This is a genomic window from Streptomyces sp. JK94, assembly GCF_053613315.1.
Window position 1 is genome coordinate 1 of record NZ_JBSICH010000006.1, and the last position, 22847, is coordinate 22847.

Annotated in this window: 22 protein-coding genes and 1 pseudogene; 13 read left to right on the plus strand and 10 right to left on the minus strand. The window is 72.3% G+C overall.

Annotated elements, in window-relative coordinates; genetic code table 11:
• Positions 1–252: 252 nt before the first annotated feature.
• Positions 253–1731: a DUF3152 domain-containing protein gene (locus ACVV2G_RS04865; RefSeq protein WP_453841324.1), complete on the minus strand. Its 1479-nt coding sequence runs from the start codon at positions 1729–1731 to the stop codon at positions 253–255.
• Between the two features lie 410 nt (positions 1732–2141).
• On the minus strand, positions 2142–3164 hold the full coding sequence (locus tag ACVV2G_RS04870) for an alpha/beta fold hydrolase (protein WP_453841325.1): 1023 nt from the start codon (positions 3162–3164) through the stop codon (positions 2142–2144).
• Positions 3165–3423: 259 nt separating this feature from the next.
• On the opposite strand from ACVV2G_RS04870, the gene ACVV2G_RS04875 reads away from it, so the two are divergent.
• The 4 genes from ACVV2G_RS04875 to ACVV2G_RS04890 all read left to right on the plus strand — a co-directional run bounded on the left by ACVV2G_RS04875 (position 3424) and on the right by ACVV2G_RS04890 (position 5551).
• Positions 3424–3645, plus strand: coding sequence for a hypothetical protein (locus tag ACVV2G_RS04875; protein ID WP_453841326.1), 222 nt, complete (start codon positions 3424–3426; stop codon positions 3643–3645).
• Between the two features lie 232 nt (positions 3646–3877).
• Positions 3878–4519: a TetR/AcrR family transcriptional regulator gene (locus ACVV2G_RS04880; RefSeq protein WP_453841327.1), complete on the plus strand. Its 642-nt coding sequence runs from the start codon at positions 3878–3880 to the stop codon at positions 4517–4519.
• Between the two features lie 192 nt (positions 4520–4711).
• Positions 4712–4939, plus strand: a complete 228-nt coding sequence (locus ACVV2G_RS04885; protein WP_453841328.1) for a DUF3107 domain-containing protein — start codon at positions 4712–4714, stop codon at positions 4937–4939.
• Positions 4940–5281: 342 nt separating this feature from the next.
• Positions 5282–5551, plus strand: a complete 270-nt coding sequence (locus ACVV2G_RS04890) for a hypothetical protein (RefSeq protein WP_453841329.1) — start codon at positions 5282–5284, stop codon at positions 5549–5551.
• A gap of 38 nt (positions 5552–5589) precedes the next feature.
• On the opposite strand, the gene ACVV2G_RS04895 is transcribed toward ACVV2G_RS04890, so the two are convergent.
• Positions 5590–6354, minus strand: a complete 765-nt coding sequence (locus tag ACVV2G_RS04895) for a ferritin-like domain-containing protein (RefSeq protein WP_453841330.1) — start codon at positions 6352–6354, stop codon at positions 5590–5592.
• A gap of 615 nt (positions 6355–6969) precedes the next feature.
• Here ACVV2G_RS04895 and ACVV2G_RS04900 point away from each other — a divergent pair.
• Both ACVV2G_RS04900 and ACVV2G_RS04905 read left to right on the plus strand, forming a co-directional pair.
• Positions 6970–9591 carry a DEAD/DEAH box helicase gene (locus ACVV2G_RS04900; RefSeq protein WP_453841331.1) on the plus strand — a complete coding sequence of 874 codons (2622 nt, stop codon included), beginning with the start codon at positions 6970–6972 and terminating at the stop codon, positions 9589–9591.
• A 155-nt stretch (positions 9592–9746) separates the two neighbouring features.
• Positions 9747–10637 (plus strand): alpha/beta fold hydrolase, encoded by an 891-nt coding sequence (locus tag ACVV2G_RS04905; RefSeq protein WP_453841332.1) that lies wholly within the window; start codon positions 9747–9749, stop codon positions 10635–10637.
• A gap of 114 nt (positions 10638–10751) precedes the next feature.
• Here the strand turns inward: ACVV2G_RS04905 and ACVV2G_RS04910 are convergent, their stop codons facing one another.
• Positions 10752–11648 carry an NYN domain-containing protein gene (locus tag ACVV2G_RS04910; protein ID WP_453841333.1) on the minus strand — a complete coding sequence of 299 codons (897 nt, stop codon included), beginning with the start codon at positions 11646–11648 and terminating at the stop codon, positions 10752–10754.
• 272 nt (positions 11649–11920) lie between these two features.
• Here ACVV2G_RS04910 and ACVV2G_RS04915 point away from each other — a divergent pair, with 272 nt between their 5' ends.
• Positions 11921–12073: a hypothetical protein gene (locus ACVV2G_RS04915; protein WP_079030386.1), complete on the plus strand. Its 153-nt coding sequence runs from the start codon at positions 11921–11923 to the stop codon at positions 12071–12073.
• A 71-nt stretch (positions 12074–12144) separates the two neighbouring features.
• Here the strand turns inward: ACVV2G_RS04915 and ACVV2G_RS04920 are convergent, their stop codons facing one another.
• From ACVV2G_RS04920 to ACVV2G_RS04930, 3 genes are all read right to left on the minus strand, one after another.
• The gene (locus ACVV2G_RS04920) at positions 12145–12750 is read right to left on the minus strand and encodes a MarC family protein (RefSeq protein WP_453841334.1); all 606 of its coding nucleotides are present in this window, start codon (positions 12748–12750) and stop codon (positions 12145–12147) included.
• Between the two features lie 53 nt (positions 12751–12803).
• Positions 12804–13661 (minus strand): PHP domain-containing protein, encoded by an 858-nt coding sequence (locus ACVV2G_RS04925; protein ID WP_453841335.1) that lies wholly within the window; start codon positions 13659–13661, stop codon positions 12804–12806.
• Between the two features lie 250 nt (positions 13662–13911).
• Entirely contained in the window at positions 13912–14553 is a 642-nt protein-coding gene (locus ACVV2G_RS04930; RefSeq protein ID WP_453841336.1) for a DUF6758 family protein, read from the minus strand.
• A gap of 147 nt (positions 14554–14700) precedes the next feature.
• Between ACVV2G_RS04930 and ACVV2G_RS04935 the strand changes: the two are divergent.
• Positions 14701–15031, plus strand: a pseudogene (locus tag ACVV2G_RS04935) (MFS transporter); the annotation flags it as partial.
• A gap of 42 nt (positions 15032–15073) precedes the next feature.
• On the opposite strand, the gene ACVV2G_RS04940 reads toward ACVV2G_RS04935, so the two are convergent.
• Positions 15074–15670, minus strand: coding sequence for a suppressor of fused domain protein (locus ACVV2G_RS04940; protein ID WP_453841337.1), 597 nt, complete (start codon positions 15668–15670; stop codon positions 15074–15076).
• A 513-nt stretch (positions 15671–16183) separates the two neighbouring features.
• On the opposite strand from ACVV2G_RS04940, the gene ACVV2G_RS04945 reads away from it, so the two are divergent.
• Together ACVV2G_RS04945 and ACVV2G_RS04950 are read left to right on the plus strand one after the other, a co-directional pair.
• Positions 16184–17299, plus strand: a complete 1116-nt coding sequence (locus tag ACVV2G_RS04945; RefSeq protein WP_453841338.1) for a magnesium and cobalt transport protein CorA — start codon at positions 16184–16186, stop codon at positions 17297–17299.
• Positions 17300–17332: 33 nt separating this feature from the next.
• Positions 17333–17845 (plus strand): hypothetical protein, encoded by a 513-nt coding sequence (locus ACVV2G_RS04950; protein ID WP_453841339.1) that lies wholly within the window; start codon positions 17333–17335, stop codon positions 17843–17845.
• Positions 17846–17850: 5 nt separating this feature from the next.
• On the opposite strand, the gene ACVV2G_RS04955 is transcribed toward ACVV2G_RS04950, so the two are convergent.
• The gene (locus ACVV2G_RS04955) at positions 17851–18588 is read right to left on the minus strand and encodes a hypothetical protein (protein ID WP_453841340.1); all 738 of its coding nucleotides are present in this window, start codon (positions 18586–18588) and stop codon (positions 17851–17853) included.
• A gap of 241 nt (positions 18589–18829) precedes the next feature.
• Here ACVV2G_RS04955 and ACVV2G_RS04960 point away from each other — a divergent pair, with 241 nt between their 5' ends.
• Genes ACVV2G_RS04960 through ACVV2G_RS04970 form a run of 3 tightly spaced genes read left to right on the plus strand, consistent with a single transcriptional unit; the run spans position 18830 to position 21889 of the window.
• Positions 18830–20122, plus strand: a complete 1293-nt coding sequence (locus tag ACVV2G_RS04960; RefSeq protein ID WP_453841341.1) for a magnesium transporter MgtE N-terminal domain-containing protein — start codon at positions 18830–18832, stop codon at positions 20120–20122.
• Positions 20112–20711 carry a DUF1003 domain-containing protein gene (locus tag ACVV2G_RS04965; RefSeq protein WP_453841342.1) on the plus strand — a complete coding sequence of 200 codons (600 nt, stop codon included), beginning with the start codon at positions 20112–20114 and terminating at the stop codon, positions 20709–20711. Before ACVV2G_RS04960 ends, ACVV2G_RS04965 begins: the two co-directional genes overlap by 11 nt.
• A 44-nt stretch (positions 20712–20755) precedes the next feature.
• The gene (locus tag ACVV2G_RS04970; RefSeq protein ID WP_453841343.1) at positions 20756–21889 is read left to right on the plus strand and encodes an Mrp/NBP35 family ATP-binding protein; all 1134 of its coding nucleotides are present in this window, start codon (positions 20756–20758) and stop codon (positions 21887–21889) included.
• A 163-nt stretch (positions 21890–22052) separates the two neighbouring features.
• Here ACVV2G_RS04970 and ACVV2G_RS04975 read toward each other — a convergent pair whose 3' ends face one another.
• The gene (locus ACVV2G_RS04975) at positions 22053–22724 is read right to left on the minus strand and encodes a hypothetical protein (RefSeq protein ID WP_453841344.1); all 672 of its coding nucleotides are present in this window, start codon (positions 22722–22724) and stop codon (positions 22053–22055) included.
• Between the last annotated feature and the right edge of the window lie 123 nt (positions 22725–22847).

Genomic DNA, 22847 nt, shown 5'->3' on the forward strand with positions numbered 1-22847 from the left:
GGTGGGGGGATGAGTGTGTGGGGAGGGGGGGGTGGCGTGGGGTCTTTTTTCCCCCCCCCCCACCAGAAGGGGTGAAAGGCCGTAACTTTCCCTTACGAAACGCGTTCGGCCCCGCTAGGGGATCAAGAGATCACAGCGATCACAGAGATCAAGAGGTCACATTGCGCGATGCCCCGGCCAGGCCCAACCGATCCGGCCCAACCGATCCGGTCCGACCGATCCCGCCCGACCGGACCGGTCAGGCGTGACCGGTCAGCCGTTGGGATAGGCCCAGGCGTTCGGACGGCAGTCGATTCCGTCGTGATCGATGAACTTCGTCTGCTGCTGCATGACGGGGGCCAGCTCGCCGTCCTTGTCGCAGCTGACGTGGTTGAAGCCGATGCGGTGGCCGATCTCGTGGTTGATCAGCATCTGCCGGTACGCGTGGATGGCGTCGCCGTACGGCTCCGCGCCCTGCGCCCACCGGTAGGCGTTGATCATCACGCGCTCGGTGGCGGCGGAGTCGCAGGACACGTTGTCCTCGGTGGTGTCCAGGCCGGACTTGGCGCACCAGTCGGCGGTGGTACCCGGGCTGGCCAGGGTGATCACGAAGTCGGGCTGCCCGGAGTGGATCCGCTCGAAGCTGCGGGCTCCGTTGTGGGCCCAGCTCCGGTTGTCGTTGAGCGTCCTGTGCACCGCTTCGGCGAAGAGTTCACCGTCGAGACCGAGGCCCTGTTCCACGTCGACGCGGTAGGTGTACTTCTGCCCCTTGCCGGGCCCCTTGGCGATGCCGGGGATCGCGTCGAACGTGCCCGAGCCCTTGAGTGTGGCGCCGAGCGGGTACGTCTTGTCCATCTTCTGCTCGTACGTCAGCGGCGCCGCGGTCTCGGGCTCGGAGGGCGTCGACCGTCCGTCCGCCCGCGAGGCGGAGTCGTGGACGTCACGCGCCTGGTCGGTGGCGGCCTGCGACCGTGCGTCGCCGCCGTCCGGCCCGTCGGCGACCTGGCCGGCCACGACCACCGCCAGCACGGTGGTGACGGCTGCGGCGGCGATACCGGTGAAGGTCCTGCCCTTGCCGCCCCTGACCGGCGCGGGTTCACCCGCGGGCGCCGCGTCGTCGGCGTCGGACGCGGTGCCACCGCCGCCGGTGCCGCTCCCGGCGTCGGCGCTCCAGTCGGTGACGGAGGAGTAGGGGTCGGAGGGCTGCGCGGGGGCGGGGGTACGGCGAGGAGGCCGGGCCGCGAAGAGGTCGTCGGCCTCCTCGCCGAAGGCGTCCAGGTACTCCTGCCGCGGGCTGCCCGGAGCCCCCTGCCGAGCCGTTCCCGGAGCACCCTGCCGCTGCCGCGGGAAGGGCGTTCGGGGCCTCGTCGACCGGCCGGGCGACCCGGACCGCCCGAAAAGCCCGGATGCCCCGGGGGGCCCCGCAGCCCCGGGAGACTCCGCGGCCCCGGAAGGCCCGGAAGGGCGAGAAGGCCCGGGAGGCCGAAACGGTCCGGAAGGGCGAGAAGGCCCGGAAGACCGGGAGGGCCCGGAAGGTCCGGGAGCCGCGAAGGACCCGAAAGGCGCAGTAGGACCAGGAGTCGCAGAAGGGTCCTGAGAACCAGGGAACCCAGGCCGTCCGGGGGCTACGGCAGGCGGCGGCCCCGCCGGAGTCGCACCCTGGGCGCCGGCCCGCCCGCTCGGCTCACCCCAGCCACCGCCGGCTTCACGCTGCTCGGGATGACCGCCACGAACCCGCGGCACACCGCGCACCGGCGTCCCGTCGGGGAACCCCGGCCCACCCTGCGCCGGAGCATCGCCGGAGAATCCCGGCCCGCCCTGCGTGGGAGCACCGTCCGAGACCTTCGGGAACCCATGGGCCGGCGTGCCACCGGGATCCGTAGGATGCGCGCGCCCCGACGCGCCCTCCGGAAGCCGCGGCCCCGGAACCGTGTATTCCTGAGGGCGGCCGCGGGCCTCGTCCCGGGCGGCTCCGCCCGGGGCTCCACAGGGCGTCGCGCCGGATGTCCCGCCCCCGGCCGGGGCCTGCTCCCCGGCCGGGGGACGGGGAGCGCGGCGGCGGCCCAGCAGTCCGGGCCGGGCCTCCCGTCCTGCTGCGGCGGTGTCCGTGTCGTCGGCCTTGGGGGCGGGTCCACGGCGGCTGTGGCGTCCCACGTCGCGCCTCAGCCTCCTGTGCTCTGGTTGGCGGGCTCGTCGTCCACGGCCCGGGCGGTCCTCTCGCCGACCGCCGACTGCTCGGTGTCCGCGAGTAGTTCACGAAACGCCATGGCCACGGTCTCCGGGTATTCCATCATCGCCACGTGCCCCGCGTCCGGCAGGGTCAGCAGCCGGGAATCACGGAAGGCGCGGACGGCGCGCCGGGCCATGCGGTAGCCGACGAGTTGGTCCCGTCCACCGTAGACCAGGAGCGTGGGCGCGAGAACCCGTTCGGCCTGTCGCCACAGCCCGTGCCGGCCGCCCACGGTGTACGCGTTGACGATCCCGCGCGCGGACCGCGCCATCGCGTCCCAGAAGTACGGCAGGCGCAGTCGCCGCTCCATTTCCTCCACGGCGTTGCGGAAGCCCTCCGGTGACACCTGCTCCGGATCCCCGTAGCAGAGGGCCGTCACGCCGCGCACCCGCTGCTCGGCGGTCCACTCCCTGGTGAGCCGGTCGAACAGCGACACCACCCCCGGCAGCGCCAGCAGCCCCGTCGGCACGGCGCTGCGCTGCACACGGATCTCCGGGAGCGCGGGGGACACCAGCGTCAGCGTCCGCACCAGGTCGGGGCGTACCGCGGCCACGCGGGTGACGACGGCACCGCCGAGCGAGTTGCCGAAGAGGTGCACGGGACCGCGCCCGGCCGCGTCCAGGTGGCGGACCACCGCGCGCGCGTGGCCGGTGATCGAGTAGTCCCCGTCGTCCGGCGGCGGGGAGTCGCCGAAGCCCGGAAGGTCGATGGCCTCACTGTCGACGACGCCGTCCAGCAGCGGCATCAGCGCCGACCAGTTCTGCGAGGAACCGCCGAGGCCGTGGACGTAGAGCGCCGGCGGCAGCCCCTCGCGGGCCGGTGGTCTCGAACGCACCGTCAGCGTGATGCCGGGCAGATGGACCGACCTGAGGCGTTCGCCGTCCGCGACCCTGACGGCCGCGACCTTCGGCAGCACGTTGGCGGGCGGGACGGACGGCGGCTCGGGCGAAGGCATGCGGCAATGTTACGAGACGATCACGCAGTGGTTCATGTGTTCGCCATCACAAGAGGACGCCGCACCTCCTCCTCACCGCCCCTCCCTCGCCCCCGCCCCCGCCCCCACCCCCGGAAACCCCGGGGATCTCCGGAGATCCATGGGCCATGACCACGGACGACACATGGCATCCGGAACGGGTGTCTCCTACGCTCATGAAATGGGCACCCGCGTGTGACCCCCTGCATCTCCAGGGACGTTCGTAGGAAGGGAGCCCGGCATGACCGTCGATCCGACCGACCCCGAGACCTTCGACACCGAGGCGCGGAACTCCGAGGAGGGCAGCGTCGAGGCGCCCGAAGCCGACGCGGCCGAACAGCAGGCGGTCGTCGCCCCGGAGCACGACGACCCGCCGACCGACATCGAACCGGGCCGCGCCAACGAGGCCGACCTGGCCGAACAGGCACGGATCGTCTCCCACGACGAGGACGACTACCGCTGAGACGCCACCGCGGGCACGGGACGCCGCAACCTCGTGAAGCGCTGAACGAGAGACTTACCGAGCGGGAAAAAGGACGATTCCTGCCCGGACTGAACCCTTTTAAAACCTGTTGTGCGTCTTTCGCCGCCGTCCGGTCCGTGAAATTCTGCGCTCGCACCGCGCACACCACGGTTACCGAAAAGTACGATGGCCAGGCGGCGCACACCGCACGTGGACGACTATGGGAGGCGGCGTGACAGCCATCGAGCAGACAGAGGCGGTACGCCCGCGGGGCACACGCCTTCCCCGCCGAGCCCGACGCAACCAACTGCTGGGCGCCGCACAGGAAGTCTTCGTCGCCCAGGGCTACCACGCGGCCGCGATGGACGACATCGCCGAGCGCGCCGGTGTCAGCAAGCCGGTGCTCTACCAGCACTTCCCGGGCAAGCTCGACCTCTACCTCGCCCTGCTGGACCAGCACTGCGAGGCCCTGATCCAGTCCGTGCGCAGCGCGCTCGCGTCGACGTCCGACAACAAGCAGCGTGTCCGGGCCACGATGGACGCCTACTTCGCTTACGTCGAGGACGACGGCGGCGCCTTCCGCCTGGTCTTCGAATCGGACCTGACCAACGAGCCCGCCGTGCGCGAGCGTGTCGACAAGGTCACCAACGACTGCGCCGAGGCGATCTGCGACGTCATCGCCGAGGACACCGGGCTCTCGCGTGCCGAGTCGATGCTGCTGGCCTCCGGTCTGGGGGGCCTCGCCCAGGTGGTGGCCCGCTCCTGGCTGCACAGCGACCGCAGCGTGCCCCGCGACCAGGCGGTCCAGCTGCTGACGTCGCTGGCCTGGCGCGGCATCGCCGGTTTCCCGCTGCACGGCAGCGAGCAGCACTGACGGGTGCTCGCCGGCGCCCGCACCGGTACGGCCCGGCCGGAGTCCGCGGCGGCTGCGCGCCGGCCGTGTTCCCGTCGGCTGTTCGCTCCTGGCGTTCTCCGGCACCGCGTGTACATCCCCTCACCGGGCTAATGTGTGCGGAGTACAGCGCGGAAGATCGCGCACTTCACTGACCGTCGGAGGGACATAGCCGTGGAGGTCAAGATCGGCGTGCAGCACGCGCCCCGCGAGATCGTTCTGGAGAGCGGTCAGAGTGCCGAGGAGGTCGAGCGTGTGGTGGCCGAGGCACTGGCCGGCAAGTCGCAGCTGCTGAGCCTCGTGGACGAACACGGCCGCAAGGTCCTGGTGCCGGCCGAGCGTCTCGCCTACGTCGAGATCGGCGAGCAGGCTCCGCGCAAGGTGGGCTTCGGCGCGCTGTAGCGGCGGACGCGGACGACGGACGCAGTACGGGAGGGGGACGGGGGGGGGGGGGGGGGGGGGGGGAAAAAGCCCCCCCCCCCCCCCCCCCCCCCCCCCCCCCCCCCCCCCCCCGCCGTATGTCCCCTCCCGCACTTCCCCCCGCCGTACGTCCCCTCCCGCACTTCCCCTGCCGTATTTCCTCCCCCGCACTTCCCGTACGTTCCGGGACCTTCCGCCCCCGCCCTCGCACCGTTCACGGACGGAGCACAGTTCACCCACAGGGGGAGGGTTGCATTCCGCAGGTCAGGGGTAAGTCGACTGGGACCGTTTCGGGCGGGCCGGCCGCGTGGGAGGGACCCCGACATGCTTTTGGAAGCGCTCAGCGCCGCGATCCTCGGCCTCGCCCTGGCATGGGCCGCCGCCCTTCGTCTGCCACACCGTCTCCCGGCCCGCGTCCTGGTCCTGCCGACCGGGATCGCCGGAGCCCTCTTCGGGGCGTTCGTCACACACACCGCTCTGGGTGCGGGCAGTCTGCTGCCGGTCCTCCTCGGCTCGGCCGTCATCTCCGCGGCCTCGCTCTCGCTGCTGCTGCGCCCCGCCGGACGGCTCCGCGGCCGGTCGGCGACCGCCTGACCGGCCGCCGCACCGGGTGACTCCCGCGCCGGCAGCCGTCATGCGGCCAGGCCCAACGTCGCCATCCGCTTGGTGTGCGCCTCGGTGATCCGGGAGAACATCCGGCCGACCTCGGCGAGGTCGAACCCGTCCGCGAGCCCGCCCACGAGCATCGTCGACAGCGCGTCCCGGTCGGCGACCACGCGCTGGGACTGCGAGAGGGCCTCCCCCATCAGCCGCCGCGCCCACAGCGCGAGCCGCCCGCCCACACGCGGGTCCGCGTCGATCGCCGCGCGGACCTTCTCCACGGCGAAACCGGCGTGTCCGGTGTCGTCGAGCACGGCCAGCACCAGTTCACGGGTGTCGGAGTCGAGACGGGCCGCGACCTCGCGGTAGAAGTCGCTGGCGATGGAGTCGCCGACGTAGGCCTTGACGAGCCCCTCGAGCCAGTCGGAGGGGTCCGTCTGCTTGTGGAAACCGTCGTAGGCGGCCACGAAGGGCTCCATCGCCGCCGTCGGCTCCTCACCGATCTCGGCGAGCCGGCCGCGCAGGCGCTCGAAGTGGTGGAACTCCGCCGACGCCATCTTCGCCAGCTCCGCCTTGTCCGCCAGCGTGGGCGCCAGCTTGGCGTCCTCCGCGAGCCGCTCGAACGCCGCCAGTTCGCCGTACGCGAGCGCGCCGAGCAGGTCCACGACCGCGGCGCGGTACTGCGGGACGGCGGCGGCGGTCGCCCAGTCCTGGGCGGCGACTCCGGTGGCACCGGCGGTTTCGGTGGAGGCGGCTGCGGCGGCTGAGGCGTTGCCAGGCTTGTCAGAGCTCGTCATGCAGCGCACAATAACCCGCCCGCCAACCCGCCCGCTGTCGGCCGGAAGGCCCCCGGGCGCCCTCGGTCCGTCCCCCGGACGACCTCCGCACGCCCCTGATCCAACCCAGATACGCACTCGATCCGCCTCGGATGCGCACCCGATCCGTCCTGGTCGTCCCTGGTCAGTCACTGTGACGACGACTACGTGACCGAATCGGCCATCGCGTGTGCGCGAATTCGGGGTATGGTGGTAATGCGCCTGCCGAGTATGTGACGTACGGGTACGTGACATCGTCGTCGGGCCGCACGCTTGAGGATGCCCGGTCGGTGGCCCGATCGGCTCCGACCCGACAGCCCTCCCTGCCGTACGCCACGTTGCGTACGGAATCCGGAGGGGGACCCTCAGTGGTACGAGCGCTGGAGCGTCGACAGAGGTCCTGTGTCCTACGGCTCACCCGTAAGGCAGCCGACGTCCCCGAAACACGGTTCCGGCACGACCCGCGCGCTCGCCTCGCACCACGCACACAGAAGAGGCAGCACCCTGACTACGACGTTTCGATCCCTCGGCATCCTCCCCGAGACCGCCGAAGCCCTTGAGGCCGTCGGCATCCTCACGCCCTTCCCCATCCAGGAGATGACGCTCCCGGTGGCCCTCTCGGGCAAGGACGTCATCGGCCAGGCCAAGACCGGCACCGGCAAGACGCTGGGCTTCGGCCTCCCGCTCCTCGAGCGCGTGACCGTCCCCGCCGACGTCGAGGCGGGCCGCGCGACGCCCGAGGCGCTGACCGACGCCCCGCAGGCCCTCGTCGTCGTCCCGACGCGCGAGCTGTGCCAGCAGGTCACCAACGACCTCCTGACCGCCGGCAAGGTGCGCAACGTGCGCGTCCTCGCGATCTACGGCGGCCGGGCCTACGAGCCGCAGGTCGAGGCCCTCAAGAAGGGCGTCGACGTGATCGTCGGCACCCCGGGCCGCCTGCTGGACCTCGCGGGCCAGAAGAAGCTGAGCCTGAAGCACATCAAGAGCCTGGTCCTCGACGAGGCCGACGAGATGCTCGACCTGGGATTCCTGCCCGACGTCGAGAAGATCATCAACATGCTGCCGGCCAGGCGCCAGACCATGCTGTTCTCGGCCACCATGCCGGGCGCCGTCATCGGACTGGCCCGCCGCTACATGTCCCAGCCCACGCACATCTCCGCCACCTCGCCGGACGACGCGGGCGCGACGGTCGCGAACACGAAGCAGTTCATCTACCGCGCGCACAACATGGACAAGCCCGAGATGGTGGCGCGCATCCTGCAGGCCGACGGCCGGGGACTGGCCATGGTCTTCTGCCGCACCAAGCGCACGGCGGCCGACCTGGCCGACCAGCTCAAGCAGCGCGGCTTCGCCTCCGGCGCGGTCCACGGCGACCTCGGCCAGGGCGCCCGCGAGCAGGCCCTGCGCGCCTTCCGCAACGGCAAGGTGGACGTGCTCGTCTGCACCGACGTCGCCGCCCGCGGCATCGACGTCGAAGGCGTGACGCACGTCATCAACTACCAGTCGCCGGAAGAGGAGAAGACGTACCTGCACCGCATCGGCCGGACCGGCCGCGCGGGCGCGAAGGGTACGGCGATCACGCTGGTCGACTGGGACGACATCCCCCGTTGGCAGCTGATCAACAAGGCGCTGGACCTGGGCTTCAGCGACCCGCCGGAGACGTACTCCACCTCTCCGCACCTGTACACCGACCTCGGTATCCCCGCGGGCACGAAGGGCCTCCTGCCGCGCTCGGAGCGCACGCGCGCCGGGCTCCACGCCGAGGAGGTGGAGGACCTGGGCGAGACGGGCGGCCGCGGTGGCCGCGCCCGCGACCGAAGCGGCCGGGATGGCGGCCGGGGAGGCCGGGACGAGTCCCGCTCCGCCGACCGCGAGGGTTCCTCCCGTACGACGCCGCGTCGCCGCCGTCGGATGCGCGGCGGTGCGCCGGTGGACGCGGACGCCTCCGTGGCCGTGGCGCCCGAGGCCGTGACCGGCGGTGCGGACAGCGCCGCCGACGCGGGCACGGACGCCGCCCAGGGTCCCCGTACCCTGCGCCGTCGGCGCCGTACGCGCGGCGGGGAGTCCTCGCGCCGCCCGGCGGCGGCCCCGGCGACCGACGCCTCTGCGGCGCAGGACCCGGCGGACCCCGCGCTGGCGGCCTCCGCACCCGCGGAGAGCGCGGAGGCCCCGGCCGGTCCGCGTCGCCGCCGCACCCGCCAGTCGGCCGAAGCGACGGCCGCCCGGCCGGAGGCCGCCCCGGTGGTCCAGCCGGCGCCCAGCGAGCCGGTCGTCGCCGAGGCTCCGGTGACCGGGGCCCCGGTGACCGAGGCTCCCGCGGAGAAGCCGCGCCGCCGCACCCGCAAGGCCTCGGCCACGACCGCCGAGACGACGCTCGACACCGCGGAGGGAGTGGCCGAGCCCGTCTCCGCACCGGCGGAGACGAAGCCGCGCCGCACCCGGAAGACGGCCGCCGCGAAGGCGGAGGCCGCCACCGAGACCGCCGAGGCCACGGAGACCAAGCCCCGCCGCACCCGCAAGACGGCCACCACCACGGCCGAGACCGCCGTCGACACCGCGGAAGGCACGGACACCAAGCCCCGCCGCCGCACCCGCAAGACCGCCGAACCCGTCGACACCGCGGAGGCCACGGCCGACATCCCGGCCCAGACCGCGCAGGAGCCGGAAGCGGCGGAGACGAAGCCGCGCCGCACCCGCAAGACGGCCGCCACCAGGGCGGAGGCCGCCACCGAGACCGCCGAGGCCACGGAGACCAAGCCCCGCCGCACCCGCAAGACGGCCACCACCACGGCCGAGACCGCCGTCGACACCGCGGAAGGCACGGACACCAAGCCCCGCCGCCGCACCCCCAAGGCCACCGAGCCCGTCGAAACGGCCACCCCGGAACCGGAAGCCGCCGAGGCCAAGCCCCGGCGCACCCGGAAGACGGCCGCCGCGAAGGCCGAGACCGCCGTCGACACCGCGGAAGGCACGGAGACCAAGCCCCGCCGCCGCACCCGCAAGGCCACCGAGCCCGTCGGCACCGCGGGGGCCGCGGAGGCCACGGCCGACATCCCGGCCCAGGCCTCGCAGGAGCCGGAGGCCGCACCGCGGCGCCGGACCCGTAAGGCCGCCACCGCCACCGAGGCCACCGGCACGGCCGAGGCGGCGCCGAAGGCCCGCCGTACCCGCAAGGCGGCCGCGGCCGCCACTCAGCCCGCGGAGTCCGGCGAGAGCTGATCGACACCGTTCCACCCGACCGTCGGCCCGGTCCCGCCACCCACGCGGGCCCGGGCCGACGGCGTGGGACCGCGCCCGCCGCCAGGCGCCCGCCGCCACGCCCCCGCCCACCAGCCGCTCCACCCCGCACCCCCGCCTCCCGATAACCTCGGCCCGTGAGCACGAACGCCGCCTTCGCCCCGCCCCCGGACGCCCGCACGTACCGGTTGCGTACCGCGCGCGGTGAGTTCGCCGTCGTCGACTCGCCCGTGGCCGACGGTGCCGCTTCGAAGGGAGTGGTGCTGATGCTGCCCGGCTTCACGGGGAGCAAGGAGGACTTCACGCTGCTGCACGAGCCACTGGGCGCGCGCGGCTACCGCACGGTCGCCGTGGACGGGAGGGGGCAGTACGAGTCCGACGGACCGGAACACGACGAGGCGGCCTACGCGCAGACCGAGCTGGCCCGGGACGTGCTGGCGCAGGTCGCCGCCCTCGGGGCGCGCGTGCATCTGGTCGGCCACTCCCTCGGCGGCCAGATCGCACGCGCCGCCGTGCTGCTCGACCACACCCCCTTCGTCTCCCTCACCCTGATGTCCTCGGGCCCGGCGCGCATCTCCACCTCCCAGCAGCAGCGGGTGAGACTGCTGCGGGACGCGCTCGACACGATGACGATGGCCGAGGTCTGGAAGGTGATCCAGGCGATGGGCCCGCCGGAGGAGGTCGGCGGGCCCGCCGCCGGTCCCGGAGACCCGGAACGGCTGCGCAGCCGCTGGCTGGGCACCAGACCCGCGCAACTCGTCGCCACGGGACGGCAGTTGTGCACCGAGCCGGACCGGGTCGCCGAACTCGCCGCCACGCCGCCGCCCTGCCACGTGCTGTCGGGCGCCTACGACGACACCTGGCCGGTCCCCCTCCTCGACGAGATGGCCGTACGGCTGGGCGCACGCCGTACCGTGATCGCCGGTGCCGAGCACTCCCCCAACACCGACCGGCCACTGCCGACCGCCCGCGCCCTCGCCGACTTCTGGGACGACGTCCGCTCACGACCGCGACCGGACGGGGCCTGAGCGGGGAGACGACCCACCGAGCCGGGCGGTGGCACCTCGATCGGGCGACGACCCACCGAGCCTGGCGGTGGCACCTCGGCCGGGCGACGGCCCAGGCCCAGGATGCCGAGATGCCTAGTACTGCGTCTGCAGGTGCTCCCAGAAGCCGTCCCGCAGCGTCCGCCGCAGGTCGGCCTGGCCGCGGAGCGAGTACTGCAGCAGCCCCTCCGCCTCCACCAGGAGGTCCTGGTCCACCGAGCCGGGGAGGTAGGGGTGACCGGGGAGGAGTTCCACCAGGGACTCACGGCCCCGGGCGGCCAGCCACTTCGCCGCGATCTGCGCGCCGACGAAGCGTACGTCCTCGCGGGTCGGACGGGCCGCGCCCGTCGCCTCGTAGACCTGGGACGTGCGCCGGGAGACGTACGGCTTGAAGAAGTCCAGGTCGAAGGTGCGCTGGCTGTCGACCTCCCACAGCAGCGGGTCGGCCTGGTTGCGGCCCTCGGGGGCCTCGATGCCCCACAGGTGGACGCGCGCGCCGTAGCCCTGGGCCGCCTCGACCGCCGAGACCAGGTCCTCGTCGCCGCCGAGCAGGGCCGCGTCGCTGATGGCGCGGTGCCGGGCGAGGGACTCCAGGTCGGAGCGGATGAGGGAGTCGACGCCCTTCTGCTGGTTGTTGGCGTTGAGGTTGCCGAGGCGGACCTTCACGTCCGGCAGCTCGGCGATGGACTGCTGCTCGGCGGTGTGGATGCGGCGCCGGGCGCCGTCGTACCAGTAGACCCGCAGCAGGCGGCTGTCGGCGAAGATCGTGCGCGCGGTGTCGATGAACGCCTCGATCAGCCCCTCGGCGTCCAGGTCGAACGCCCGGCGGTCCTCGGTGCCCGCCAGCAGGCGTCCTCCCGCCGCGTAGAGGTATCCGGCGTCGACGAAGATCGCGTGGGTCGAAGGCGTCTTGGCCACCTCGGCGAGCATGCGCTGCAGCAGCTCGTTGGTGCGATCGATGCGGGCGCTCAGGGACGCGAGGTCGTCGTTCATCCCCTCCATTGTCCCGGCGGTCACGCTGCGAACACAACCGGTCCCCGTCAGTCTTGTACCGGGCTCCCAGCGCCTGATCCGAGCGACTCGTGGCGGTTCCGGCATACAGGGCCACTTACCGGACAGTAGTTAGCCGTTCGAAAAATTTCCTTAGCGTAGGGAATGTTTGCATCGCACACCTCGTTGAACATGCATGGAAGCCCGGGCACCGACGACCCAGGAGCCACACCAGTAGTTCTCCTCAGGAGGATGACCAGAGCAAGGGAGAGGCCATGCGCTTTGAAGTGATGCGACTCGACGACGTCGACGGAACCCCCGTGGACACGACCGTCGTGGACGCCGCCTCTGTGAACCGCATCGTTCAGCAGGCCGCCGCCATCGGGCAGCGCCTGTGGATCCGCCCCGCCGACACCACGGCCCTGTAGCGCGGACCCCCCGCACCCAACCCGCCTGGGCCCCCGCACGAACGTCGTGCGGGGGCCCTGCGCATGCCGGCTCACGCGGCCTGGACGACCTGCGTGACACCGTTGATGATCTGCTGCACCGCGATGGCGGAGAGCATCATGCCGGCGAGTCGGGTCACCAGGACCACGCCGCCGTCCTTGATGACCCGGATGATCAGCAGCGAGTACCGCATCACCAGCCACAGCACCACGTGGATGGCGAGGATCGCCGCCCACACCGACACCTGCGTGGTCGCGCTGTCGGCCTTCTCCACGGCCAGGATGACCGACACGATCGCCCCGGGTCCGGCCAGCAGCGGCATGCCCAGCGGGACGAGCGCGACGTTGACGTCCTTGGTCTGCTTCGGCTCGTCCGTCTTGCCGGTGAGCAGGTCGAGCGCGATGAGCAGGAGCAGCAGCCCGCCCGCGATCATCAGCGCGGGCACGGAGACGTGCAGGTAGTCCAGGATCTGGTGCCCGAGCAGACCGAACACGGTGATCACACCGCCGGCGACGCAGACGGCCTGGAAGGCCATCCGCTTCTGCACCTTGGCGGGACGGCCGGAGGTCAGCGCGAGGAAGATCGGGGTGATCCCGGGGGGATCCATGATGACGAAAAGGGTCAGGAAGAGGGAGCCGAAGACGGCGACGTCGAACATGGGTGAGCTACTGGCCTTGCGGAGAGGGAAGGGTGGGCGTGCGGGAGGCGGGCTCAGGCCCCGCCGGCTCCCGGCACGGGGAAGGCTCCGAACGCCCGCCGCGTGATCTCCCCGTACACCTCGGGGTCCGTCGTGTACTCGCCGAGCACGCAGGTCTTCCGACTGCCGTGGTAGTCGCTGGAGCCGGTCACCAGGAGCCCCAGTTCCTTCGCCATGCCGCGCAGCCGCGCCCGGGTGTCCGCGTCGTGGTCCATGTGGTCGACCTCGATGCCGTCGAGCCCGGCGGCGGCCAGCCCGGCGATCGTGGCCTCCGGCACCGTACGGCCCCGCTTGGCGGCGGCCGGGTGCGCGAAGACGGCGACCCCGCCCGCGTCCTTGACCAGCCGGAGGGCCTCGAAGGGGTCGGTCTCGTGCTTCTCGACGAAGGCCCGGCCTCCGTCGGCCAGCCAGTCCGCGGTGAAGGCGTCGCTCACGGTGGGCACGACGCCGAGTTCGACGAGGGCGGAGGCCACGTGCGGCCGTCCGACCGAGCCGCCGCCGGCGATGCGCGCGACCTGCTCCCAGGTGACGGGCACGCCCAGCGCGTTCAGCTTGGCCACCATGCCCTTGGCGCGCGGCACCCGGTCGTCCCGGACCAGCTCACGCTCGGCGAGCAGAGCGGGCTCCTCGGGGTCGAAGAGGTAGGCCAGCATGTGCATGCTGACGCCGTCGACGCGGCAGGACAGCTCGGCGCCGGTGACGAGCGTGAGCCCTTCGGGGAGCGCGGCGACGGCCTCGGCGTGACCGCGGGTGGTGTCGTGGTCGGTCAGCGCGACGACGTCCAGCCCGGTCGCGGCGGCCTTGCGCACGAGCTGGGCCGGGGAGTCCGTGCCGTCGGACGCGGTGGAGTGGGTGTGCAGATCGATGCGCACGACGCTGACTCCAAGCGGTGACGGGACGGAGGGGGACGCCCAAGGATAACCGGAATTCCACCCACCACTGTCACACCCGAAGCGACCCTGCACCCCCTACGCCCCTGCCCGGCCCCTGCCCCGCCCCTCACGCGCCACCCCCGGTCGCCCCCCGCGGACACCCCGACGGCCGCCGGCACCCCCCGGTACCCCCCGTCGCCTCCCGCGCACACCCCACGGCTACCGGCGCCCACTGCCGGGCACCCGGCACCTACGGCTGGATCAGGCGCGGCGACAGCGCTCCGCACGGCACCAGGTCCACCTCGGCACCGGCGTCCCGCAGATCGGTCAGCACCAGCTCCTCGTACATCAGGAGCCCGGACCGCTCCGGCCACACGACGGCCCACAGCCACATCCCGAGGGCCTCGCCGGCGAAGACGGCGCGGTCGCCGGGTGCCCCGGAGACGTGCCAGAGGGGGGTCGGGCGCCCTGCGGCCAGAACCTTGGCCTGCGCCGGCTTCTCGACGTCCATGTACGGCCCGGGGTCGGGGGCGTCGATGCCCGCGTACCGCGCCCCGAGGCCGACGCCGAGTTCCTCGGCGATCAGGATCAGCTCGCCCATGCCCCCGAGGGGACCGGGCCCCGAGCAGGCCACCGCGGTCGCCCGGCCGCCGCTGCGGTCGTCACCCGCGCAGGTCACCCCCGTGAACAGCCAGCCGACCGGCAGCGGCCACGGCATCCACACCGGGACCTGCGTGCGGTGCACCACCACGGCCAGCGCCTCGACGCTGGGCGGGAGCACGGGCTGCAGCGGATGCACCGTGCCGTGCAGGTCGCACTGCCAGGAATCGGCGAAGAGGCCGGGCGCCCTGACCCGGCCACCACATTTCGGGCAACTGGGTTCGCCCCTCATAGAGCCCCACGGTCCTACCCTCGCTCCCCCACGTCAAGGACGATCACCCATCCGGCACCCATCCGGATGGAAGGACCGACCGGAAGGAGTTAGATGCACGCCGCATCGATTAGCAGCGCCAACTCACTATGTGCACTCACCAACCGTTCTCGTCGCATCGGCGGACGCGGGACCCTGCTGCTCGGACTCGCCCTCGTCGTCGTCTTCGCGGGCCTGGCGGGCACCTCCGACACGGTCGGGCGAGCTCGTCGGGTACCGGGCCGGCCGGGGACTCGGCAACGCGCCGTTCGTCTCAACGGCCCTCGCGGTCGTCGTCGGCGCGGAGGCGCGGCCGCCGTGGCCCAGCGCCCTGAGCGGGTCCGGCGGCGAGGTCTGCGGGCCGGCTTCGGCTGTTCCCCCAGGAACACCGTGATGCGACGCCGGCCGGCGCCACCCGTTCTTCGGCACGGCGTTCCTGATGGCGATCGGCTTCCTGTGCTTCGCCGACTGACGAAGACCCGTCCGGGGGTGGTGAGTTGCGTCACTCCAGCGGGACGGACCGGCGGGACGGATCACGCAGGTCCGTCCCGTGCGTCAGCCAGCGCTCCTGAAGCGCCTGCGCCCCGTGCACGCGCTTCCAGGCGGCCTCGTTCCGCGTCATCGGCAGCAGCGGCAGGAACCGTACGGGGTCCAGCGGGGCGTCCAGCTCCAGGTCCTCGACCAGGCCGCCCGGCTCGGCGACCAGGACCGAGGTGAACGGCGCTTCGGGCCACAGCGGCCCACCGACGTCCAGCGAAGCGCCGGGCGCCACGACCACGCCCTCGACCTGCGGCGACGCGGCGAGCACGGCGAGCGGACGGAGGACCTTGTCGGTGTCGGCGAGACCGGCCCGGACGGAGAGGACCAGCTCGGCGCGGGGGCCCTTGACCGGGTCGGCGAGCACGGCCGTGGGGTCCGCCATGGGCTGGGACGACATGCCGAGCGTGGCGTAGCGGACGACGTCGCCCTCCTGGCCGCCGCCGGGGAAGCGCAGCACCTCGATCCGGTCGGTACCGAGGAAGGTGACCGCCGCGCGTGCGTCCGGCTCACCCAGCGCACTGAGCAACCGGGCTTCGACCAAGGGAAGAACATCAGGCATGCCGCGAGCATAGAACTCGTGGTGAAGCGGCAAAGCCGCGCCTTGACACGTCGCGTGACTGGTACTGTGGCCCAGCGTTCGGGGCAGCACGCAGAAGCGTCGCGGTCAAGACCCCGACACCTGAAGACTCCCCTACGGGGAACCCCTCCAAACAGAGGGAATCGATCGTCCCTCACGAGGGACCGGCCGGAGGAGGTGGGGCTGGCATGGACCGAAGTCGACCGTGCAGTACCACCCGCTCTTCCGGCCGCTGATGCAGCTGCTCCGGCTCCTCACCACTGCCGCCTCCGCTCGCCTGCGCGCCGTCATCCGGAAGAGCACTTCGTCTCGTTTTGCCTGATCCGATCGATCGATCCGGATCAGCAGCTGAATCAGCAGCGAAGCCGGCCACCGCGACGGTGCGGTGCACCCCGCTTTGTGGACGTGCCGAGCACGTACGGCCAGGACGTCCCCATTCCGGGTGGTTCCACCCGTCACCGGCGCCGTTCGCTGCCCGTCGCGAAGGAGCCTGCCATGTCGATGATCCGTGACCTGCGCGCCGCGGTCCGCCCGTCCCGCGTCTCCCTGCGCAAGGACAGCGGCGCCTACGACACCACCCGCGACCCGGCGACCGCCTCCGCCGTCGTCGACTGCGCCGTCTACCGCGACGGCGCGCGCGTCGAGACGGACACACCGCTCGGCCCCCACCAGGCGATGCGCCAGGTGCGCCGCGACGGCGGGTTCGTGTGGATCGGCCTGCACGAGCCGACCGAGGACGAGTTCGCGGGTATCGCCCGGGAGTTCGGCCTCCACCCGCTGGCCGTGGAGGACGCCGTCCAGGCCCACCAGCGGCCCAAGCTGGAGCGCTACGACGACTCCCTGTTCACGGTCTTCAAGACCATCCACTACGTCGACCACGACGAGCTGACCGCCAACAGCGAGGTGGTCGAGAGCGGCGAGGTCATGTGCTTCACCGGACGGGACTTTTTCATCACCGTCCGGCACGGCGGGCAGGGCTCGCTGCGCGCGCTGCGCCACCGGCTGCAGGACGACCCCGAGCTGCTGCTCAAGGGCCCCTCGGCAGTACTGCACGCCATCGCCGACCACGTCGTCGACGGCTACATCGCGGTCGCCGACGCGGTGCAGGACGACATCGACGAGGTCGAGACGGAGGTCTTCTCGCCCGGCCGCAAGGGCACGCCGCGCGGCACGGACGCCGGCCGGATCTACCAACTCAAGCGCGAAGTACTGGAGTTCAAGCGGGCGGTGGCGCCGCTGCTGCGTCCCATGCAACTGCTCAGCGAGCGGCCGATGCGGCTGGTCGACCCGGAGATCCAGAAGTACTTCCGGGACGTCGCCGACCACGTGGCGCGGGTGCAGGAGCAGGTCGTCGGCTTCGACGAACTGCTGAACTCCATCCTCCAGGCCAACCTCGCCCAGGCGTCCGTCGCGCAGAACGAGGACATGCGCAAGATCACCTCCTGGGCGGCGATCGTCGCCGTGCCGACGATGGTGTGCGGGGTGTACGGCATGAACTTCGACTACATGCCGGAGACGCACTGGAAGTTCGGCTATCCGCTGGTCCTGTCGATCACGGTCGTCATCTGTCTGGGCATCCACCGCACGCTCAAGCGCAACGGCTGGCTCTGACTTCGCCGGCGGGCTCCTGGATAGGCTGACCGCATGACAAGCGAGCTGCTCGGCCAGGCCCTCGTCGAGGAGGCCACCAAGAAGTCCGGCCTCATCTGGGTCAAGGGGTCCGGGGCGCCCGCCCGCGCGCTGTGGCACGTCTGGCACGAGGGTGCCGCGCTCGTCGTCGGCGACGGACCCGGGGAGCAGCCGCTGCCCGGGCTGGCCGACGGGGCCGCGGCCGAGGTGACGGTGCGCAGCAAGGACAAGGGCGGCCGGCTGGTCTCCTGGGCGGCCCGGGTCGTCGAGCTGCCGTCCGGCTCCGAGGCGTGGCAGGCGGCCGTCGCCGACCTCAAGGGCAAGCGCCTGAACGCCCCGGACGGCGAGGCGATGACCGACCGCTGGTCCCGCGAGTGCCGGGTGCTGCGCCTGGAACCGACGGGGGCGACGGCGCCGCTGCCGGACGGTTCGCTGGCCGAGCCACCGCTGCCGAGCCCGGCGACGACGCGCGAGCCGGCCCCGGCGGGGCTGCCGCGCCTGTTGTTCAAGCGCCGGAGGAGGCGTTAGCGCCTCTAGGACGCCGGCAGCTGGCCGCCGTAGTCCAGGGTCTCGTCCTTCGTCGGCTCCTCGAGCGCGAAGTCCTTGTTCCAGTCCGAGAAGCTGAGCGTGCCCGCGCTGCCCGCCCGTACCAGGCGCAGCGGGTACGGCGTGCCCTCCAGGGACACGTCCAGCGAGCCGCCGGAGCCCTGGTCGCCGGTGATCCGGATGGTGCGCAGCCCCGCCTGCTCGTGGCGGCCGTCCGTCTCCACGGTGCCGTGCAGGGTCAGCAGATCGCCGAGGAGGACGTCCTTGTCGGTGAAGCCGCTGAACTTCTGGAACACGGGGTCGCTCTGCGGCACCTTCACGTACTTGTCGGCCAGCTTCTCGGCGGCCTTGGCGTCACCGCCGTCATGGCTCCAGAAACCGGCGTCGGCCTTGAGGAAGAGCTGGTCGCCGACGCGCAGCAGATCGAACGTCGTCCCCTCGGCGGCGACCGATCCGGTGCCGCCGTCGGGCTTCAGCCGCATGTCGAGGCGGTACGTGTTCCCGCCGGCGTCCACGGTGCCGTGCAGGTGCACCGCCCGGGCGGACTCGGCGGCCGTGCGGGTCCGGGTGTGGATCTTGTCGGCCGGGAGTTTCCCCACGCCGTTGGTGCCCGCGTCGGGGTCCTCGCCACTGCATCCCGTCAGCCCCGCTCCCGTCACCACCAGGACGCACACGGCGCCCGTCAGTGCGGCCCTGCGAATTCGGCGCCGGGAAGTCACAGACACAGGTGGGGCTGCCTTTCTGACAGGGGCTGACACGGAGCTGACCGGGGGCCGGGCGGCGTACCGCAGCGTACCGGGGCCGCGGACGGCGGACGGAGCCAGTCCGTCCGCACCGCCCACCAGGGCGGAGCCGTACGGGACGGGCTAGCCTGAAGCCCGTCCGAGCGGGCAATTCGGGAAAGAGACACCGTACGAGTCGGCTCTCACGCATTCTGACGCACGCTCGAGAAAAGGAGCCGCGGCCATGGCAGCGGGCACCCCCCGGATCTTCGTCTCCCACCTCTCCGGCATCGCCGTCTTCGACCCGGCCGGTGACCAGGTGGGACGCGTACGCGATCTGGTCGTCATGCTCCGCGTCGGCCGCAAACCCCCGCGGGTGCTCGGGCTGGTCGTCGAACTCACCACCCGCCGCCGCATCTTCCTGCCCATGACCCGGGTGACCGGCATCGAGTCCGGCCAGGTCATCACGACCGGGGTGCTCAACGTCCGGCGCTTCGAGCAGCGGCCCACCGAGCGGCTCGTCTTCGGTGAGCTGCTCGACCGGCGGGTCACCCTGACGGAGACCGTCGAGGAGGTCACCGTCCTGGACCTGTCGGTGCAGCAGCTGCCCGCCCGCCGGGACTGGGAGATCGACAAGGTCTTCGTCCGCAAGGGGAGGAAGGGCGGGGCCTTCCGGCGCAACAAGGGCGAGACGCTGACCGTCGACTGGTCCGGTGTCACCGGCTTCTCCGTGGAGGAGCAGGGCCAGGGCGCCGAGAACCTCCTCGCCACCTTCGAGCAGCTGCGCCCCGCCGATCTCGCCAACGTGCTGCACCACCTGTCGGCCAAGCGCCGCGCGGAGGTCGCCGCCGCCCTCGACGACGACCGGCTGGCCGACGTGCTGGAGGAGCTGCCGGAGGACGACCAGATCGAGATCCTCGGCAAGCTCAAGGAGGAGCGCGCCGCGGACGTCCTGGAGGCGATGGACCCCGACGACGCCGCCGACCTGCTCGGCGAGTTGCCCGAGGCGGACCAGGAGCGGCTGCTGAGCCTGATGGAGCCGGACGACGCGGCCGACATGCGGCGCCTGATGGCGTACGAGGAGCACACGGCCGGCGGTCTGATGACCACCGAGCCGATCGTGCTGCGGCCCGACGCGACCGTCGCCGACGCCCTGGCCCGCATCCGCAATCCCGACCTGTCCCCGGCGCACGCGGCCCAGGTCTACGTCTGCCGGCCGCCGGAGGAGACCCCGACCGGCAAGTACCTGGGCACGGTCCACTTCCAGCGCCTGCTGCGCGACCCTCCGTACACCCTGGTCGGCTCGATCATCGACGACGACCTGCAGCCCCTGGACCCGGACGCCGCGCTGCCCGTGGTCGCCGGGTTCTTCGCCGCGTACGACATGGTCGCGGCGCCCGTCGTGGACGACTCCGGGGCGCTGCTGGGCGCGGTCACCGTGGACGACGTACTGGACCACATGCTGCCCGACGACTGGCGGGAGACCGAGTACCACCTGGAGGAGCCGTCGGGGGAGGTGGGCGCCGGTGGTGCCTGAGCGCGAGACCCCGCCCCGTGAGCGTGCGGCGTCGGGAGCCACGGCGGCCTCCCGTACCCGGGCCCGCCTGGACCAGCCCCGTGCGCCGCGCCGCCGGCTGCTGCCCGAGTGGGACCCGGAGTCCTTCGGCCGGCTGTCGGAGCGCGTGGCGCGCTTCCTGGGCACCGGGCGGTTCATCGTCTGGATGACCGTCGTCATCATCTGCTGGGTGGTGTGGAACGTGTCCGCGCCGGCCGGCCTGCGCTTCGACGAGTACCCGTTCATCTTCCTGACGCTCGTGCTCTCGCTACAGGCTTCCTATGCGGCCCCTCTGATTCTGCTCGCGCAGAACCGGCAGGACGACCGGGACCGGGTCAATCTCGAGCAGGACCGCAAGCAGAACGAGCGGTCGATCGCCGACACCGAGTACCTGACGCGCGAGATCGCCGCCCTGCGCATCGGCCTCGGCGAGGTCGCGACACGGGACTGGATCCGCTCCGAGCTGCAGGACGTCCTCAAGGACCTGGAGGAGCGGCGCGACGGCCACCACCCCGATCGCGGGGTATTCCCGGCGGACCGCTCGGCGGGGAGTGACGTACACGACCGGTGACGGGGCTTTCCGTGCCCCGTGGGCGGCGCCGTACCATCGTCCCTATGGCTACGGAAGACGCGGTGCGCGAAGCACTGGCGACGGTGAACGACCCCGAGATCAACCGGCCCATCACCGAGCTGGGGATGGTCAAGTCGGTGGGGATCGGTGCGGACGGAGCGGTCGCGGTCGCCGTCTACCTCACGGTCTCCGGCTGTCCCATGCGGGACACCATCACGCAGCGGGTGACGGAGGCGGTCTCCCGGGTGGAGGGTGTCACGCGCGTCGACGTCGAGCTGGACGTGATGAGCGACGAGCAGCGCAAGGAGCTGGCGAACGCCCTGCGCGGCGGCCAGACCGAGCGGGAGGTGCCCTTCGCCAAGCCCGGCAGCCTCACCCGGGTGTACGCGGTCGCCTCCGGCAAGGGCGGCGTCGGCAAGTCCTCGGTGACGGTGAACCTGGCGGCGTCGATGGCGGCGGACGGCCTGAAGGTCGGTGTCGTCGACGCCGACATCTACGGCCACTCCGTGCCGCGGATGCTGGGCGCCGACGGGCGTCCCACCCAGGTCGAGAACATGATCATGCCGCCTTCGGCCAACGGTGTGAAGGTCATCTCCATCGGCATGTTCACCCCGGGCAACGCGCCGGTCGTCTGGCGCGGCCCGATGCTGCACCGCGCGCTCCAGCAGTTCCTGGCGGACGTGTACTGGGGCGACCTGGACGTCCTGCTGCTCGACCTGCCGCCCGGCACCGGTGACATCGCGATCTCGGTGGCGCAGCTCGTGCCGAACGCGGAGATCCTGGTCGTGACCACCCCTCAGCAGGCCGCCGCCGAGGTGGCCGAGCGGGCGGGCGCCATCGCCGTCCAGACCCACCAGAAGATCGTCGGCGTGGTCGAGAACATGGCCGGCCTGCCCTGTCCGCACTGCGGCGAGATGGTCGACGTCTTCGGTACCGGGGGCGGTCAGGCGGTCGCCGACGGCCTGACCCGCACGACCGGCGCCTCGGTCCCGGTCCTCGGCTCCATCCCGATCGACGTCCGGCTGCGCGAGGGCGGCGACGAGGGCAGGCCCGTGGTCCTGTCCGACCCGGACTCCCCAGCGGGCGCGGCCCTGCGCTCGATCGCGGGGAAGCTGGGCGGGCGGCAGCGGGGCCTGTCCGGGCTGTCGCTGGGGATCACCCCGAAGAACAAGTTCTGACGTTCTCCGTGAAGAACGGGTTCCGACGTCCTGCGTGAAGAACGGGTTCCGACGTCCTGCGTACGGCACCGGGGGCGCTGTCCGGGAGGACGGCGCCCCTCGGCCGTGCCGCCGTCCGGCGTACGCGGCCCGGGTGGACGGTGCCCGCGCGGCCGTATCGCCGTCAGGCGTACGCGGCGATGTCCTTGACCACGGAGAAGGCCAGCCCGTAGGCGCTCACGCCCCTGCCGTACGCCCCCAGGTGGACGCCCTGTCCGGTGGAGCCGGCCAGCACCCAGCCGAACTCGGACTCCCGGTAGTGGAAGGACGTGGGCACGCCGTCCACGGGGAGCGACAGCGTCGTCCAGTCGGCCCCTGCGAGGTCGTCCGCGAGGACCCACGCGGTCTCCGTCTGCTGCTCCAGCCAGTCGTCCCGCAGCGAGTGGTCCATCTGGCCGGGCCAGGTGAAGGACAGCAGCCCGACGCCGGCGAGCCAGGCCGCGGAGGACACCGAGGTGGCCTCCAGCAGGCCCGTGCCGTCGGCACTGCGCCGATCGGGGTTGGCCGCGACGGTCACGACGACCGCGAACTTCTCCTTGGCGTCCTGCTCGTCGCCCGCCACGTGCTCGTTGCGCACCGACGGTTCGTCGCCGTGCCCGATCGAGCCGTGCTCCACGGCTCCGTCGGCCGCCGTACCCACCTGCATCAGCCAACGCCGTCCCGTGAAGGCCTCGTCGAGGCCGTACCACGGGAAGGGCGCACGCAGGTAGCCGTCGACCGTACGCCGGCCGGAGGGGACCTGTTGCCCGTCCTCCGCGGCCGGCGTCTGCGCGACTGCCCGACTCGTCGTCTCCATGTGCCCGGACGCCTCCTCGCTCTGGTCGGACCGGAACGGCCCGCCCCCCTTCGGGCGCACTCGTCCGGTCCGCACAACAACTCGGGCAGCATAGCCACACCACCGGCGACTACCGGGAAACCG